Origin of the sequence: Eubacterium sp. Marseille-QA0814, from assembly GCF_965119675.1 — a bacterium.
GTDB lineage: Bacteria > Bacillota > Clostridia > Lachnospirales > Lachnospiraceae > Eubacterium_G.
This window is the reverse complement of the sequence record NZ_CBCPMG010000001.1, coordinates 1760380-1776353: the sequence shown is the minus strand read 5'-3', so window position 1 is coordinate 1776353 and position 15974 is coordinate 1760380. Positions and strand designations below refer to the sequence as shown.

The 15974-nt window shown below is 33.2% G+C and carries 12 protein-coding genes; 8 read left to right on the top strand and 4 right to left on the bottom strand.

Translation table 11 applies throughout. The features are described from left to right. Positions 1-54: 54 nt before the first annotated feature. The 8 genes from ACQY63_RS08210 (at position 55) to ACQY63_RS08175 (ending at position 10546) form a co-directional block, all read left to right on the top strand. On the top strand, positions 55-2178 hold the full coding sequence (locus ACQY63_RS08210; protein WP_022164887.1) for a hypothetical protein: 2124 nt from the start codon (positions 55-57) through the stop codon (positions 2176-2178). Positions 2179-2723: 545 nt separating this feature from the next. After that, complete coding sequence (locus tag ACQY63_RS08205; protein ID WP_412622875.1) at positions 2724-3044, top strand: hypothetical protein; 321 nt, start codon at positions 2724-2726, stop codon at positions 3042-3044. Between the two features lie 3 nt (positions 3045-3047). After that, positions 3048-3686 (top strand): prepilin peptidase, encoded by a 639-nt coding sequence (locus ACQY63_RS08200; protein ID WP_412622874.1) that lies wholly within the window; start codon positions 3048-3050, stop codon positions 3684-3686. Between the two features lie 73 nt (positions 3687-3759). Continuing rightward, entirely contained in the window at positions 3760-3924 is a 165-nt protein-coding gene (locus ACQY63_RS08195; RefSeq protein ID WP_302689707.1) for a Flp family type IVb pilin, read from the top strand. Further along, positions 3909-4178, top strand: coding sequence for a TadE family protein (locus ACQY63_RS08190; protein ID WP_302689708.1), 270 nt, complete (start codon positions 3909-3911; stop codon positions 4176-4178). The genes ACQY63_RS08195 and ACQY63_RS08190 overlap by 16 nt, the downstream gene beginning before the upstream one ends. Before the next feature lie 270 nt (positions 4179-4448). Continuing rightward, on the top strand, positions 4449-7289 hold the full coding sequence (locus ACQY63_RS08185) for a discoidin domain-containing protein (protein ID WP_412622873.1): 2841 nt from the start codon (positions 4449-4451) through the stop codon (positions 7287-7289). A 294-nt stretch (positions 7290-7583) separates the two neighbouring features. Next, positions 7584-8648, top strand: coding sequence for a metallophosphoesterase family protein (locus ACQY63_RS08180; RefSeq protein ID WP_302689710.1), 1065 nt, complete (start codon positions 7584-7586; stop codon positions 8646-8648). After that, the gene (locus ACQY63_RS08175; protein WP_428245044.1) at positions 8645-10546 is read left to right on the top strand and encodes an ATP-binding protein; all 1902 of its coding nucleotides are present in this window, start codon (positions 8645-8647) and stop codon (positions 10544-10546) included. The genes ACQY63_RS08180 and ACQY63_RS08175 overlap by 4 nt, the downstream gene beginning before the upstream one ends. Positions 10547-10769: 223 nt before the next feature. On the opposite strand, the gene ACQY63_RS08170 is transcribed toward ACQY63_RS08175, so the two are convergent. The 4 genes from ACQY63_RS08170 to murC form a co-directional block, all read right to left on the bottom strand. After that, positions 10770-11939: a ribose-phosphate pyrophosphokinase gene (locus tag ACQY63_RS08170; RefSeq protein WP_022164894.1), complete on the bottom strand. Its 1170-nt coding sequence runs from the start codon at positions 11937-11939 to the stop codon at positions 10770-10772. A gap of 28 nt (positions 11940-11967) precedes the next feature. Next, positions 11968-12960 (bottom strand): ATP-binding protein, encoded by a 993-nt coding sequence (locus ACQY63_RS08165; RefSeq protein ID WP_022164895.1) that lies wholly within the window; start codon positions 12958-12960, stop codon positions 11968-11970. Between the two features lie 37 nt (positions 12961-12997). Continuing rightward, positions 12998-14149, bottom strand: a complete 1152-nt coding sequence (locus ACQY63_RS08160; protein ID WP_428245043.1) for a DnaD domain protein — start codon at positions 14147-14149, stop codon at positions 12998-13000. A gap of 397 nt (positions 14150-14546) precedes the next feature. After that, positions 14547-15929, bottom strand: coding sequence for a UDP-N-acetylmuramate--L-alanine ligase (gene murC / locus ACQY63_RS08155; RefSeq protein WP_428245042.1), 1383 nt, complete (start codon positions 15927-15929; stop codon positions 14547-14549). Between the last annotated feature and the right edge of the window lie 45 nt (positions 15930-15974).

Below are 15974 nucleotides of genomic sequence, written 5' to 3'. Positions count from 1 at the left end.
CAGCTTGAACTGCCCTTTCAGTGCCTAAAAAGATAGGTTGAAATAGGAGATATAATGAAAAAGAAGACAACAGTAGTGGTATCTGTTTTGGCAGTAATACTTATAGCAGTTGCAGGTGCAATTGTTTTCAAAAGCCATCAGGATAACACAGCACAAAATAACAATCAAAAAGAAGAAACAAAAATGAAAAAACTTCCTACAATTACATTGAAGTATGGTGATGAAGTTATAGGAAAACTTGACGGTTACACAATGGCAATGGACGAGAGCTTAATGAGAGATGTAATCGTTCCAATTTCAACAAGTCATAAGGTTCCTATGGTTATCAAAACGCAGGGAAACAAAATTAAAACTGTTAAGTATGAAGTAAAAGAATGCAACAACAATAGTCTTGTTGATAATGGTACAATTGAAGATTGGAAAGAAAATGGAGGAACTATTGATTTAACATATCAGGCAAGTGCCATTATGGAACAGGGAAAAGAATATTTCCTTAAATTTATAATCGAGACTGCAAGTGACCATGAAGTATATTACTACACAAGAGCCACAATTATGAATGGGGATAAGATTGTTCCTAATCAGATTAAGTTTGCTAAGAAGTTTAGTGAAAATACATTTAACGAGGAAAAATCAAGTGATGTTGCAGCGTATTTGGAACCAAATTCAAAGTATGCAAGTGACAGTTTAGGTCAGGCTACAATCAGATCAACTTTGGGAATGGTAATTTGGAAAACCTTTAGACCTAAGAAAATAAGTGACGTGGTTGTGTCTGCCAAAGATATTTATATTAAAGACACAGGTGAATCAGGCACATATACTTTAAACTATCAAATTGAGGCTACAAATGCTCAGAAAGTAAAGGAAAAGTATAATGTAGCAGAAACAGTGACTGTTTGGACTTTTAAAGGAAAGAATTATATTCTCGCATACAACAGGGAAGTAAATCAAATCTGGGATTGCAACGAAAATAATGTGGGAAATTCGTTTATCGATTTGGGAATACAGAAACAGACAACTACAGTATATAAGGAAAGTAGCAATCAGCAGTACATTGCCTATGAAATAAATGGCGATGTTTATGTAATGGATATTATAGGAAAAAATATTAAGTCACCATATAAACTTAAGGCAAAGTCTTCAGAGACATTGTATAAGACTAAGGCGAAGGTTGTAAATGTTGATGACAAGGGAAACCTTACGTTTATTATTTATGGTTACAGCACAAGTGGCTATCACAGGGGCAAAAATGGTATTTCGGTAATGGATTATAACTGGGAGAAAAATACCACAACAGAAATTGCCTTTATACCTAGCGATGAACCTAGCCAGATTCTTACAAATGAAATGAAAGATTTATGCTATAAAGGTGACGGAACAGTTTATCTGATGATAAATAATGCAATTTATTATGTAAATCTTAAAACAAAAGAATGGGGAACTTTAGTAGAGAACCTTAATGATGGAAGTTGTGTCTCAACTGATGATGGAAAAGTCATTGCTTACAATACAAATGGAACATTAGATGATAGTGATTCAATAACTGTTGTAGATTTATCAACAGGTACTAAAAAAGAAATAACAGAACCAGGCTACAAAATAACAGTATGTGGTTTTACAGGCGAGAATCTTGTTTATGGTATGGCAAAAGTAAAATCAACAAGAAAGTATGCACGTTTTCCAATTACAACTTTAAAGATTGTTGATAACAAGTTGCAGGAAGTTAAGACATATAAGAAATCAGGGGTAATTTTGTCAAATATTGAGGTGACAGATTCTGTAATCAGTTTTAACAAGTGGAAAAATAATAAGAAAATTGGTGATGACCAGATTCTTAATAATACGGAAATTAAGCAGCCGGTAGCAAAATCAAGCTTTTACATGGATGACATAAAGATGCAGGAGTTGGCGATTGCGTTTACCAACAATTTAGATTCTAATACAGCATTAAAAATAAACAAGCCGTCGAAGGTTACTTTCGACAGTAATGTAGAGGTGTTAAATGCTGATATATACAAAGACACAGAGAACAAATTTTTTGTTTACTCATATGGTAGACTTTACGGAATTTATGATAACAAAAAATCAGCCATAAGCGCTGCAAAAGAAAACTTTGGCGTGATTGTTGATGGCAAAGGAACAAAGATTTGGACCTTTGAGGATAATTATAACAATTAAAAATATGTAAAGTGGTTGCACGAGAATAGTACAATATCTCTTAAGTAGATAAATGAAGAAATCTGCTTAAGAGATATTTTTTCTTAAAAATAGTTTAAATGTTTATGCCAAGTAAAATTACTTCTTAATTTTAACTTTGTATGTTGATGGCCATTTTGAGTACAGAGTTTTGCCATTATAAAATTGTGAATTCTATACTTTGAAGAAGCAGGTACTTTGGCAATTTTTACTGCAAGTTTCTTTGCAGAGAATTTTTTTGTAGCCTATTTCTTTAACAGAACTTGGAATTGCTAAGGGAATATACATAGTCCCCTGATGTAATGTCGGCAGCTTTTGCGGTAAATGACAACCTGTTTATGCCGGAAAATAAAAGCCTGTGAGGAATATAAGTTGCACTTTTAAAATAAAACAACATTTAATATTTAAAAACAAAAAATAAAAACAAACAACATTTTATACTAAAAACATACCTTGCTGGGAAAAAGAAATCCGTATAAAATAGGATTATTAGGGATTTTGCATCTTAATGTACGGGTAGATAAAGTATGAATAAGCTATGGGACTTAATAATGCAAAGAAAACAGAATATGATTATTGGAATATGTGATGACGAAAATGTCATGAGGGAAGCGGAAGAGAAAATTTGTCGCAGTATAATACAGAACTATGGCGACGATATCGTTCAAATCGAAACTTTCTCTGATGGAAAAGAAGTTTTAGAGGGCGAGCATGATATTCTGATATTAGATATAGAAATGGAAGATGTAGATGGAATTGCTGTAAAAAATTATTTTCAAAATAGAAAACAAGAATCAGGTATGCTATACCTTAGATATAACAAAGATACGGAAAGACAAAGGAGGTAAGAAATGCTGGAAATCAAATTAATTGCTGGTGCATTGATTGGAACAGCTCTTAAGATTGCTTGTGATTTTATTGAGCAGAAACTTTTATTAAAAAGGAACATCGCGTACAGCCAGAGTAGAAACGAGAGAATTATTTTACATATAATAATGGCATTGGTAGGAGCCGTTATTATGTGGAAGCAGAATTCTTTGTATACCATAATATACAGTTTCATATTATTAATGATTTGCGAAGTAATCGCTGTGACAGACCTGCATCACAGAATTATACCCAATGATTTAATACTTGCAATTTTAGCTATTAAGGCAGCTTTTAGTATACCTTATGTTTTAGGAATAGAAGGTTTTCCTGAATTTTCATTAGTTTCTTCATTGCTAGGATTAGTTGCCGGATTTGCAATTTTTTCATTCCCGGCATTGTTGGCTAAGAATGTAGGAGCCGGAGATATTAAGCTGGCAGCAGCAGTTGGATTTTGTTTAGGAATTACTAATTTATTATATGTCATAGTGCTTATGGGAATTTGCGTACTGGCATATACAGTGGTTCAATCCAACATGGCATTTAAGATGGTTATACATGAGATGATTCCAATGGGGCCATTCATTGCAGTGGCGATGGTAACCGTAATGAACTTTTGTTAATAGGTTCGATACAACAGAACAAACTGTTGAGAGAATATAGAATTAAAAATATTATCCATAGGAGGAATAAATTATGTTAAAGAAATTTTTTAAAGATGAGAGTGGACAGGGAATGGTTGAGTATGCATTAATTATTGCTTTAATTGCAGTAGTTGTTATTGTGGCTGTTACAGCATTAGGTGGTGGAATCAAGGATACACTGTCAGGAAAGGAGGCATTCCATTGTTTAGTAAATTAAAGAAAAGTGAAAAAGGTCAGTCAATTGTAGAGTTTGCCCTTGTTTTGCCATTGTTACTAACTTTACTTTGTGGAGTAATTGATTTTGGATGGATATATTCTAATCAATACAGAGTAGAGAACGCATCTTATGCAGGAGCTGGAAATGTAAATACGAATATCACATTACTTTTAACACCAAAACAATGTCTTGTAATGTCAGGAATAAGTAATTTTAACATTAGGTTAAGAGAGAAGACAGATACTACTAAGTAAAGATTTACATAATATTAGAATAAAAAGAAGGTATAACATGAAGCATTACAAAATACTTGCAATGGCATCTATGGAAATGAAAAAAAGCAGAAGAGCTTCTGGACAATGATAGCTTTCAGCATTAGATAAACGATTGAAAGAATTGCTAAATGAAAAAATAATACCTAAAAGTGAAAAATAGGAGATTTAAAAAGAAATATAAAAAGTTTATTATATATAAATGTGGGGAGACCACAGATGAAAAAACTATTTTTAAAGGAGGAAATTTTAATGAATAGTAGAAAACCTGTAGTCAAAAGAGTTATAGCAGTGCTTTTGACTATAACTTTAGTAATGTGTTTATTGCCAGCGAATAATATAGTGCAGGCAAAATCACAAAAAGTGAAATTAAGCAAAAAGAACATTACTGTTATGATAGGAAATAAAAAAACAGTAAAATTAAAGAAAGCAAAGAAAAAAGTTAAATGGAAAATTGTTGCCGGAAAGAAAAATATTTCTATTAAGAAAAAAGGCAAGCTAAAAAATAAATTAATTGTTAAAGGCAAAAAAGTTGGAAAAGCCAAAATAAAGGCAATTTGCGGAAAGAAAAAATACACATTAAAAGTTGTTGTTAAAAAGAAGAAAATACAGAAACCAACAACAAAACCAGGTGAGTCTGTATCAACTAATAATTCAGAAGTACCTACAACAACATCTAAAGAACCGGAGGTTACAACAACAGCTAAAGAACCGGAAGCTACAACAACAGAGAAGGCACCGGAGGTTACAACAACAGCTAAAGAACCGGAAGCTACAACAACAGAGAAGACACCGGAGGTTACAACAACAGTTAAAGAACCGGAAACAACAACACCAAAAGCAACAGAAATACCAACAACAAAGGAATTTTATCAGGAACCTGAAACAGAGCAAAATCCTAAAAATGTGAAAGTGGATACATATTTTAATAAGGTAGATACAGCAAGCTCAACAAAGGTTTCCACAAGTGCATCTGAAGGAATTGAGAATTTATTCGATGGAAACAAGAATACAAAAATGTGCACGATGGATGGATTTCCACTTAGAATATCATGGCAAATGGATAGAGCAACAGTGTTAAAGAAATACACATTAACAACAGCAAATGATGCAGCCACATATTCATACAGAAATCCAAAACAGTGGCACTTATATGGTTCAAACAATGGAACATCATGGACACAAATAGACACAGTAACAGATAGTGGAATCGAGGCGAAAAATTCACAGGATTACACATACGAAACAGATATTCAGGAAAGCTACCAATATTATCTTTTACAAATTGAAAGCAATGGAACAAACTACTATGGTTTTCAATTAGCAGAAATGTCATTGTACGGTGATGTATCTGATGCAAACTATGAAATTGGTGAGGACCTTTCATCGTATTTTGAGTCAGTTTATGCTGCCGGAACAACAGTTAATGGTTATAGTGGAGAAGGAGTAGAAAATTTATTTGACGGAAGTACAAGTACAAAATTCTTTGACAATAAGAAGGAATTTAGTATTTCGTGGAAAATGAAGCAACCAACTACCGTTTATGGCTATAGCCTGACAACAGCAAATGACAATGAACAATATAAAGGAAGAAATCCAAAATCATGGATTTTATATGGCTCAAAGGACGGTAACAATTGGGAAACAATTGATGTTGTAAATGATAGTGGCATGGAAGATAAAAACTTTAAAACATATAATTACACGGTTGATAAAGTTGGAACATACCAGTATTACAAATTAGATGTACAAGCTATTTATGGAAGTGGATGTCAGATTTCAGGAATTTCCATGAAAGGTGCAACTGTTAGTCCAAGCAAATATGATATTTTATTTACAGGAGATTGGAAAGATGTTACTGTAGATGGATATTTAGAGGAACTTACAAAATTATTCTACAATAGTTACCCACGTTTATATCAAAGATGGGGTAACGGCACAGAACCAACAACAATTACATTTAAGGCTGATAACAATTATGATGGAGTAGCGTATTGCCAGGGAACTACAGTTTGTGTATCTACAGCATATGCAAACAGTCACCCAACAGATATTGGATTTTTCTCACATGAAATCACTCACTCTGTTCAGCAGTACAGTGGAAAATTAAATTACGGTGATGATGTTGCCTGGTGGACTGAAAACATGGCAAACTATGGTGGGTTCAGATACTTCCACTGGTCAAATCCTAAATATGTTCAGGTATATGAGGCAACAGATACTTCATTACAGGATTGGGGTTACCAACAGTACGGAAATAATAAATGGTTCTTTGCCTATATGGATTCAAAATATCCAACAAGAAAAAATGCAGACGGAACATTGAAGTTAGGATTAATTGATAGCATTAATAAATTAATCAAGGATAACAATACAGGAAGTACTTATACAGATGATCCTTATAATGTAACAACACCATTTAATAAAGTGGTAAAAGATATTACAGGATATGACTGCATTGAGTCCTTAAGAAAGAAATATGTTGAAGAATTAAAAGCGGGGACATGGACATTTAAAGGATTTGGTGATTACGAAGACAACTGGTTAACAGAGAATATAGAGGGGATTGCAAACCCTGAATATCCAATGGTTGGAGAAAAAATCCACGGAAACAAGACAGCCGCTAAGTTGAGTAATGTTATTAACGATGACACAAACTTATGTCTTGGAGCAAAAGTTTTTGATTGTTCAGGATTTACCAATGATTCAGAAAATGCATCAATGCTTATAGACGGCAAGCTTGACACAAAGTGGTGTGCTACAAGTTCAGACGTTACTAAGGGTGAGTATAAATTAAATGGTGTTAAACATTGGATTCAAATTGACTTAGGTAGTGAAAAGGAATTTAATACATATACTCTTTATAATACACAAAGTAAAGAAAGCTTTGGTAATGCAACTGAATGGGAAATTCTTACATCAAATGATGGACAAAACTGGACTTCTGTAGATTATCAGAATAATAACAATAATGCTTCAGGTTCATATAATATTGGAACACAGAAAGCAAGATATGTTATGATTAAAGTCTTTACGCCTGATGATGGTGTAGGAACACTTAGATTATACGATTTTCAGTTATATAACAAGTAAGAAAAATAGATTACTAAATATGGAAATTTATTAATAGTTAAAAAGGAAATAGAAGGAAACCTTTAAGGCAAATTAATTGTCTTAAGGGTTTTCTTTGTTGGACAAAGAAATATCTTACAAATTAGCCGTTTGCATAATTTAACATAAAGTAGAAAGTTAGTAAAAAAGTTGGTAAAATATTAAGAAAGTATTGGAATATTATTAGAAAGCAGTTGAATATTTGACCACCAATATCTTTAATGATATACTGAAAATTGGGTTAGACTATAAATTAACAGCAGTTTGGGAGGCTATATGAAATTTATTCATACAGGTGATATACATTTAGGCGCACATCCTGAAAATAAGAAAGAATGGGCGACAAAAAGAGGAGACGAAATTTGGGAATCCTTTGAAAGATTAATAAAGAAAATAAAGATGCAGCCAGTGGATTTGCTTATTATTGCAGGCGATATGTTTCATAGACAACCACTGCTAAGAGAAGTGAGAGAGGTAGATTACCTTCTGTCAACAATTCCTAATACAAAGATTGTAATATGTGCAGGAAATCACGATGCCATAAAGAAGGGCTCTTTTTATGATGGTTTTAAATGGAGTGAAAATGTAATCTTTATAGATGATAAAAACATTACCAAGGTTGATATTCCGGAACTTAATACATGTGTTTATGGTTTAAGCTACCATGAAACAGAAATCCAGGAAAATTTATATGACCACATTATTGTAGAAGATATTGATAAAATTAATATTTTAGTAGCACATGGTGGCGATGAAAAACACATACCTATTAATAAAAAGAAACTTGCAATGTCAGGTTTTGATTATGTAGCATTAGGTCATATACATAAGCCGGAAATGGACGAGAAAAACCGTATGGCTTATTGTGGTTCCCTTGAACCAATTGACATGAATGACATGGGTGAGAGAGGATATATATACGGAGAAGTGACAAAGAATAGTCTTGAGTTAGAGTTTGTTCCTTTTGCAAAACGTATATATAAGGAAATTGATTTTCAGGTAACTACAACAGCTACTAATATGGAAATTAGACACAGACTTACGGATATGATTGAAGAAAATGGAAAAGATAATATGTTTAAGATTTTCTTTTCAGGTTACAGAGACCCCGATTTTGAAATAAATGAAAAAGAAATTGAGAGCGTTGGAAATATAGTTCAGATTGTAGATGAAACCGTACCGGATTTTGATTTTCAGGAATTATATGAAGATAATCATGATAATATATTGGGAATGTTTATTAAAAGATATTTGGACAAAGGCAATTTAAGCGAATTAGATCGAAAAACTTTATATTATGGTGCAAAGGCTTTAATAGATGCAATGGAGGACAGACAATGATTATTAAGGATTTACAATTAACTAATTTCGGAAAATTTAATCATAAGTCCATGTCTTTGGAGCCGGGATTAAATATTATATATGGTGAAAACGAGGCCGGTAAGACTACGTTTCATACATTTATTAGAGGCATGCTTTTTGGAATAGAGAAGCAAAGGGGAAAAGCTAGCAGTAAGGATACGTACAGTAAGTATGAGCCTTGGGACAACCCATCTAATTACCAAGGGATGATGAGAATCGAAAGCAATGGTGTTGATTATCGAATCGAAAGAAATTTCAACAGACAGAATAAATCATTTAAGGTGATAAATGAGGATTTAGGTCGTGAACTTACACAAGATGAAATTGACAAACTATTTACAGGGTTAGATGAAAGTTGTTACTACAATACAATAAGTATTAGCCAGTTGGGAAGCGTAACGGACAAGGAATTAGAAAATATTTTAAAAAACTATGCGGCAAACTTAGGCTCCACTAAGTCTATGGAAATAGATATTAAAGAAGCCTTTACGGATTTGGATGCACAGAAGAAAAAGATTGCAACTGATAACCGAATCGGTGAGGAATATGATGTAGAACGTTGCATATACACTGTTAAGGAACAACTGGAGGTCTCTGAAAGAGAGCAGCATGCAATTATTGCATCAATTGAGCAGAAAAAAGATTCAGTTTTAAGGTTATCTTCAAGAAAGGAAGAACTTTCAGCATTAGACAAGCAAAGACTTGAAGAACTCGCAAGACAAAATGCCAGAAAAGATAAGCTGTATCAGGATGTTATGACATACACATCTGAGGTTGATAAGACAAATGAAATACTTGAAAAAATAAAAGCACATAAAGCTGAACTTACAAGTCAACTTATGGAAAAAGGCATAGACGGCCATGAAACAATGGAAATGCTGTCTGAAAAAGTACATACACGTAGTAGTATGCCGGTCACATTTATTATTTTAGCATTGGCTTTTGTAGGTACAGGTGTAGGGCTGATACTTGGAAATTTGAATTTCTTAACAGTTACAGAATTTTGGATTAGACCAATTGGCTGCTTTGTAGGAGCTTTTATTTGTACAATCTTGGCAATCATAAGATATTGTTTTAATAAAAAGAAGAAAAAGCGTAAGTTAGAGGCAATCAAGGAACTGAAATTAGCTTTGGATAAACTGGAAGCTGCAAAACATGAAGAACTTTACACACAGCGTCAGTTAGAAAGCAAGAAAGAACTTTTGAAAAATACAAAGCTTATGATTAAGCAGGAAGAAGATCGTTCCATAGATTCAGCAGATTACAGCAATGAAATTAAAGACATTGAAGAGCAGGAACGTGAACTTAATGAGGTTATATCAAAGGCACGTTGGGCACTAGAGCAGAAAAAAGAACAGGATATTCAATGCGAAAGACAGTTGGACGAACTAACAGAGAAACTTGATAATATTAAAAAAGCCAAAATTGAAATTCAGGCAATAGAAGATGCAAAGGAAAACATTGAGGATATTGCTAATGAAATACGAAATAGTTTTGGCAAGCGTTTAAACGAGAGAGCTTCCTACTATATGTCACAGATAACAAATGGTAAATATGATAATTTGTCAATTGATGAAAGATTGAATATTTTAGTTAATAGCAAAAAAGCATTGCTACCGGCTTCTAAGTTAAGTAAGGGAACAGTAGAACAAATATATATGGCATTGCGTTTGGCAGCAGCAGATATAATATTTGAAAAAGACTACAAACCAATTTTACTTGATGATGCTTTTGTAATGTATGACAACAAGAGAATGGGAAACACATTAAAGTTTATGGGCGAGAATATGGAACAGGTAATTTTGTTCTCATGTCATACAAGAGAAAAAGTTATGGCAGATAAATTAGGAATTAAGCATAATTTCATAAAACTGTAGATATATAAGTAAAGACGCAGGCAAAAGCACGAGCAAAGGCGTAAGTAAAAATACAATTAAAAAAATAAAATTAACTATAATAAAATAATAAAAAGGCTACGGGTTTTATAGATTTGATACTATAAACCCATAGCCTTTTTACTTTATCTCAAATTAGTTTCAACAATAATGATTACATAAATGTTTGAATAACATAAATACATAACACAATTGTTAGAAATTATTATCTGTTTTTATATGCTTCAACGCATTTTTCAATCTTCTTGTATGGATTTAGTAAATCACTAATAGAAGAATCGTGGTTTAATCTGTCGATGAAGTATGCTGTGTATTTAGCAACGTCTACGTTAATGTACCATTCTCTTGAAAGAAGTTCAGGTGTCTGGTAAATGCAGTTTGTTGTCATAATACGATAAATTGTTCCATCAGCGTAAGCTTCGTCAAATCTTTCAAGACCATTTGTAAATAAACCAAATGTTGAAGCAACGAAAACTCTCTTAGCTTTACGTTTCTTAAGCTGTCTTGCAACGTCAAGCATACTATCACCTGAAGAAATCATATCGTCAATAATTAACACGTCTTTACCTTCAACAGATTCACCTAAGTATTCATGAGCAACGATTGGGTTTCTTCCGTCTACAACCTGTGTAAAGTCACGACGTTTGTAGAACATACCCATATTGATTCCAAGAGCGTTTGCAAAATAAACTACTCTGCTCATTGCGCCTTCATCAGGGCTGATTACCATAAGGTGATCATCATCAATAATAAGGTCATCAACATTTCTTAAAAGGTTCTTAATGTACTGATATGTTGGCATAATTGATTCAAATCCGCTAATAGGAATTGCGTTGTTTACTCTAGGATCGTGAGCATCAAATGTTAAGATGTTGTCAACACCCATGCTTACTAATTCCTGAAGCATTACTGCACAGTCCATAGATTCTCTAGAAGAACGTCTATGCTGTCTGCTTTCATATAAGAAAGGCATAATAACTGTAATCTTCTTTGCTTTACCGGCAGCGGCAGCAATAACACGCTTAATGTCAGCATAGTGGTCATCAGGTGACATATGGTTCTTGTGACCACAAACAGTGTATTCTACGCTGTAGTTTGTCACATCATCGATAATGTAAAGGTCTGTACCTCTAACAGTATCTCTTAATGTACATTTGGCTTCACCTGTACCAAAACGTGGTGTGTCTACATCAAGAAGATATGAGTCTTTTACATATCCTTTGAAAGTGATAGGTGATTCCTTTGCTTCGATTCTCTCGCTTCTCCAGTCAGAAATATATGCGTCTACAGTTTCACCTAAAGCTTTGCTTCCTGATAAAGCTACAATCGCAAGTGGTCCAACAGGGATTGATTCAATGAATTTTTCGATAGCCATTAATTTTTCCTCCATGTGTAAAAAAGTGTTAATTAATAAATTTTTTTATTCTTATATCATCACCAAAAATCTTAAATGTATTATAGTTACCAAGAATTCTCGAAAATGTTCTGTCAGTATAAACTTCATTAAGATCTGACAATGAGAAATTGGTTGATATAATTGTTGATTTATGGTGTATAAGTCTGTAGTTTAAACAATCAAACAAAGCTGAATTGGTAAAAGAATTAGCCATTTCGCTTCCAAGATCATCAATTATAAGCACATCGCACTGTAACAGCTCATGCTTTGTAATTTGTCCAAATGCAGATGATTCCTTTTGATTAAAAGTAATTTTTGACAACAAATCAAAGAAAGATACAGCTGTTAAATATAGCACTGTATGTGACTTGTTAATCAGTTCATTTGCAATGCAGTTAATGAGAAAAGTTTTTCCCGAACCTGCTCTACCATAAAATAAAATACTATTATTGTCAATATTATCAAAATTATCTACAAATTCTTTACAGAAAGTTACAACGTCCTTAATGTTATCAAGAGCAGTAACACCTGTTACTTCATCTACAAAATTATTTGAATATAAATCAAAATTAAATGTGCTGAAATTTTCCTTTTGTAGTATATCATTTAATTCTTCGGTTGTGTAAAGAGATTTTATAACTTCCTTCTGAAGACATTCACAAGGTTGTCCGTTCACAAAACCAGTATCTTTACAAATAGGACAATCATAAATGGGCTCAAGATAATCACTCTGATAACCGTTTGCCATAAGGAGAGCCTTCTTCTGATTGCTTACATTGGCGATATCTTCTTTTAAATGGTCTTTTAAAGATGTATCCCCATTAAGTGCACTACGTGCAGCATTAACTGCCAGAGAGCTGATTTTTAAGTCACATTCCTTAATCTGAGGAATCTTTTCATAAATCTCTTTGAGACGCTTGTCCTGTTTAATACTATTGTCCAATCGTCTATTATTATACTTATTATAAATAATGTCAAACTGTTCTCTTGTTAATCCCATAAAAAACTCCATTCATAGGGTATATGTTGATTGCTGTCTATTTTTCTTTTGAAGAAATGTTAGCAACCATTTCTTTTCGGTTCATAATAAGCTGCTTTTCGAAGTCCTGATGATTATAATTTCTACTTTCAATAGCTCTAACATTTTTTGGACGACTGATTTTCTTAGCAACTTTTGCCTTAGCGCTGTAAATCTTCTGTGATTCTTCTTTGTGTTCCTTGTCCAACTTTTCAATGTCAGCCATTGATGTTACATTTTTTTCTGACCATTTTAGTAAAATTGAATCAGCATAAGAAAACTTTCCACTGTTTGTACTTGCGTGAGCAGCAGATCTGTTGCAGGCTTCAATAATGAATTCATCAGAAAAATCTAACTCATCAGTCCACTTTGTTATGTAAGACATTTCACGTTTAATAGGTCTTGCTGGAACATCTAAACCAAAAGCTTTGTAAATGCTTTTTGAAATATCTTTCTGTAATTTTAAGTAATCCTTAAGTTCCTTTAATGTTCTAATGTCTTTTTCAAAGTAAAAAACAATCTGTTTTTCTATGTATGAAAGGGACTTCTGTCCTGATGAAATGCAAGATTCCATAACGTATTCGATAAAGTCGGCACTAAGCTGTAAACCATCAAGTATGTATAAAATGCTGTCGATTTCTGTAGGGCTTAGTAACTTGCCTAAATATGTTTCAGCAAGGAACTTAATCTGCTGGAAATCTTCATTGTCTGAAAAAACTTCAACTTCTCTTGGTGAATATTTCTTCTTGTTAGGAACGATAATTCCTGATGCTGTAGGAACTGCAATAGGAGCTGATTCTCCGGCAGCAGATGCTAAAACTTCAGTGTTTGTATCAAGTTTATTGTTTAAATCCCTAACAATGTATCTGTTTGTTGAAAGTGCTTCAAGCTTGATCCCGTTAATGGAACCATCCTCGTCAAGTGATAGTGAGAGCAAATTCTCTCTTGACCAGAATTTCAAAGCACGAACAACGTCGCTTTCAAGTATATTAAAAGTATCAGCAATAGTTGGAATTGAAAGATCTTCGCATCCAGTGTTTACAAGACGTAAAAGTAATAAATAAATCTTTACAAATTCACCATTTGCAGTTGGCATGTATTCATCTACAAAAACATTCGAAATAGAAGTAAAATCTGTAAAATTACCTCTGTCAAAAATTAACTTGCTCATATCTTTATGTCCCTCTTTTTCCAAAAAAAATATAAAAAATTTGTACAGGAAAATTCCTGCCTGTCCCAAAATATTTCAACAGAAAATTCGTCAAAAATATTACTGTTTTTTCTCAAAAACACATACAGGGGATTTCCTGCGTGCAGGAATGAGTATAGCATAAAGTTTAAAAAATGCAATGTTGCAAAAGGCTTGAATGCCCCATTTTTAAAGGGCTTTTGGCAATGTTAATAATGTTAATAATGTTAATACATCAGCCGGAAAAAATGCTGAAAAATGTCGAACACCTTATTTTATGGGGAAAACAAACCAATGTTAATTACTCGAAAATTATGAACAAAAAAACCACAAAATTTTGAAGAAAGTTATCAACAAAATTTTGTGGGATGTTAATAAGTTATTTTCCTAAAAGATGTTCCCCTATTTTAACTACATCTCCGGCACCCATTGTTATTAACAAATCGCCAGGTGAACAACTTTCTAGTAAAAAATTTTCTATTTCACTGAAACTTGGGTAGTAATGTACCTCAGTTCCGTATTTTTCGATTTCTTTTTTTACATCTAAAGAACTAACACCTAAAGTGTCTTTTTCTCTTGCAGCATAAATATCTGCTAAAACTACAGCGTCAGCTTCCTTTAATGCTTTTCCAAACTCAGGAAGTAATGACTTAGTTCTTGAATATGTATGTGGCTGGAAAACTACCCACATTTTCTTATGAGGATAGTGTTTAGCTGTTTTGATAGTTGCTGTAATTTCATCTGGGTGATGTGCGTAATCATCAATAATAGTAACATCGCCCACTTTACCCTTGTACTGGAATCTTCTGTCAGTTCCACCGTATTGTGTAAGACCGGCCTTAATGTTCTCGTCACTAATTCCCATTGCGTGAGCAGCGGCAATAGCAGCAATAGAGTTATAAATATTGTGTTCTCCTGTAACGTTTAAAGCTACATGGAATGACTTTTCGCCGTTAACAACCAAGTCGTATGAACCTTTAGCAAACTGATCAAATTCAATATTTGCAGCACTGTAATCGCTCTTTGCAGGATCTGAACCTACAGTTATAACCTTACATTTTAGCCCGTCAGTAAAATATTCTAAGTTGTCAATATCACTATTTATAACAAGAAAACCGTCGTCAGGTACAAGTTCAGCAAATTTTCTGAAACTGTGTCTAATGTCATCTAAATCCTTAAAGAAATCAAGATGGTCTGCGGCAACGTTTAAAATAATTGCCATATTTGGCTTAAATGATAAGAAACTATTAGTGTATTCACAAGCTTCTGTAATTAATTTATCTGAATGGCCAACACGTGTGTTTCCGTGAATTGCAGGCATAATACCACCTACTAATATAGTTGGATCAGTGTTTCCTTCTAACATAATTTGTGACAACATTGAAGTTGTAGTAGTTTTTCCATGGGTTCCTGAAACTCCAATTGCCATAGGGTAGTTAAGCATAATTTGACCTAAAAACTCAGCTCTTGTAAGAAGTGGAATACCAAGTTCCTTTGCCTTAACAAGCTCAGGGTTGTCCTGCTTAATAGCAGCAGTATAAATTAAAACGTCTATATTAGATGAAATATTACCAGCTACCTGATTATAAAAAATCTTTGCTCCTAAAGATTCTAAATGATCAGTGATTTTTGATTCGTGTGAATCTGATCCTGTAACTGTAAAACCTCGTGAAATCATAATTTCTGCAAGAGCACTCATGCTAATGCCACCAATTCCTGTAAAATGTAAATTGGCAGGAGTATTAAAATCTAAATTGTACATAATCCTTCTCCTAAATTAAATATATAAATTTTTGCACAGGCAAAA

Excerpts from the sequence above, each read along its gene's own strand:
- ACQY63_RS08210 (WP_022164887.1), top strand. The coding sequence starts at position 55 with ATGAAAAAGAAGACAACAGTAGTGGTATCTGTTTTGGCAGTAATACTT.
- ACQY63_RS08195 (WP_302689707.1), top strand. The coding sequence starts at position 3,760 with ATGTTAAAGAAATTTTTTAAAGATGAGAGTGGACAGGGAATGGTTGAG.
- ACQY63_RS08170 (WP_022164894.1), bottom strand. The coding sequence starts at position 11,939 with ATGGCTATCGAAAAATTCATTGAATCAATCCCTGTTGGACCACTTGCG.
- ACQY63_RS08185 (WP_412622873.1), top strand. The coding sequence starts at position 4,449 with ATGAATAGTAGAAAACCTGTAGTCAAAAGAGTTATAGCAGTGCTTTTG.
- ACQY63_RS08200 (WP_412622874.1), top strand. The coding sequence starts at position 3,048 with ATGCTGGAAATCAAATTAATTGCTGGTGCATTGATTGGAACAGCTCTT.
- ACQY63_RS08160 (WP_428245043.1), bottom strand. The coding sequence starts at position 14,149 with ATGAGCAAGTTAATTTTTGACAGAGGTAATTTTACAGATTTTACTTCT.
- ACQY63_RS08165 (WP_022164895.1), bottom strand. The coding sequence starts at position 12,960 with ATGGGATTAACAAGAGAACAGTTTGACATTATTTATAATAAGTATAAT.
- ACQY63_RS08175 (WP_428245044.1), top strand. The coding sequence starts at position 8,645 with ATGATTATTAAGGATTTACAATTAACTAATTTCGGAAAATTTAATCAT.
- murC (WP_428245042.1), bottom strand. The coding sequence starts at position 15,929 with ATGTACAATTTAGATTTTAATACTCCTGCCAATTTACATTTTACAGGA.
- ACQY63_RS08205 (WP_412622875.1), top strand. The coding sequence starts at position 2,724 with ATGAATAAGCTATGGGACTTAATAATGCAAAGAAAACAGAATATGATT.
- ACQY63_RS08180 (WP_302689710.1), top strand. The coding sequence starts at position 7,584 with ATGAAATTTATTCATACAGGTGATATACATTTAGGCGCACATCCTGAA.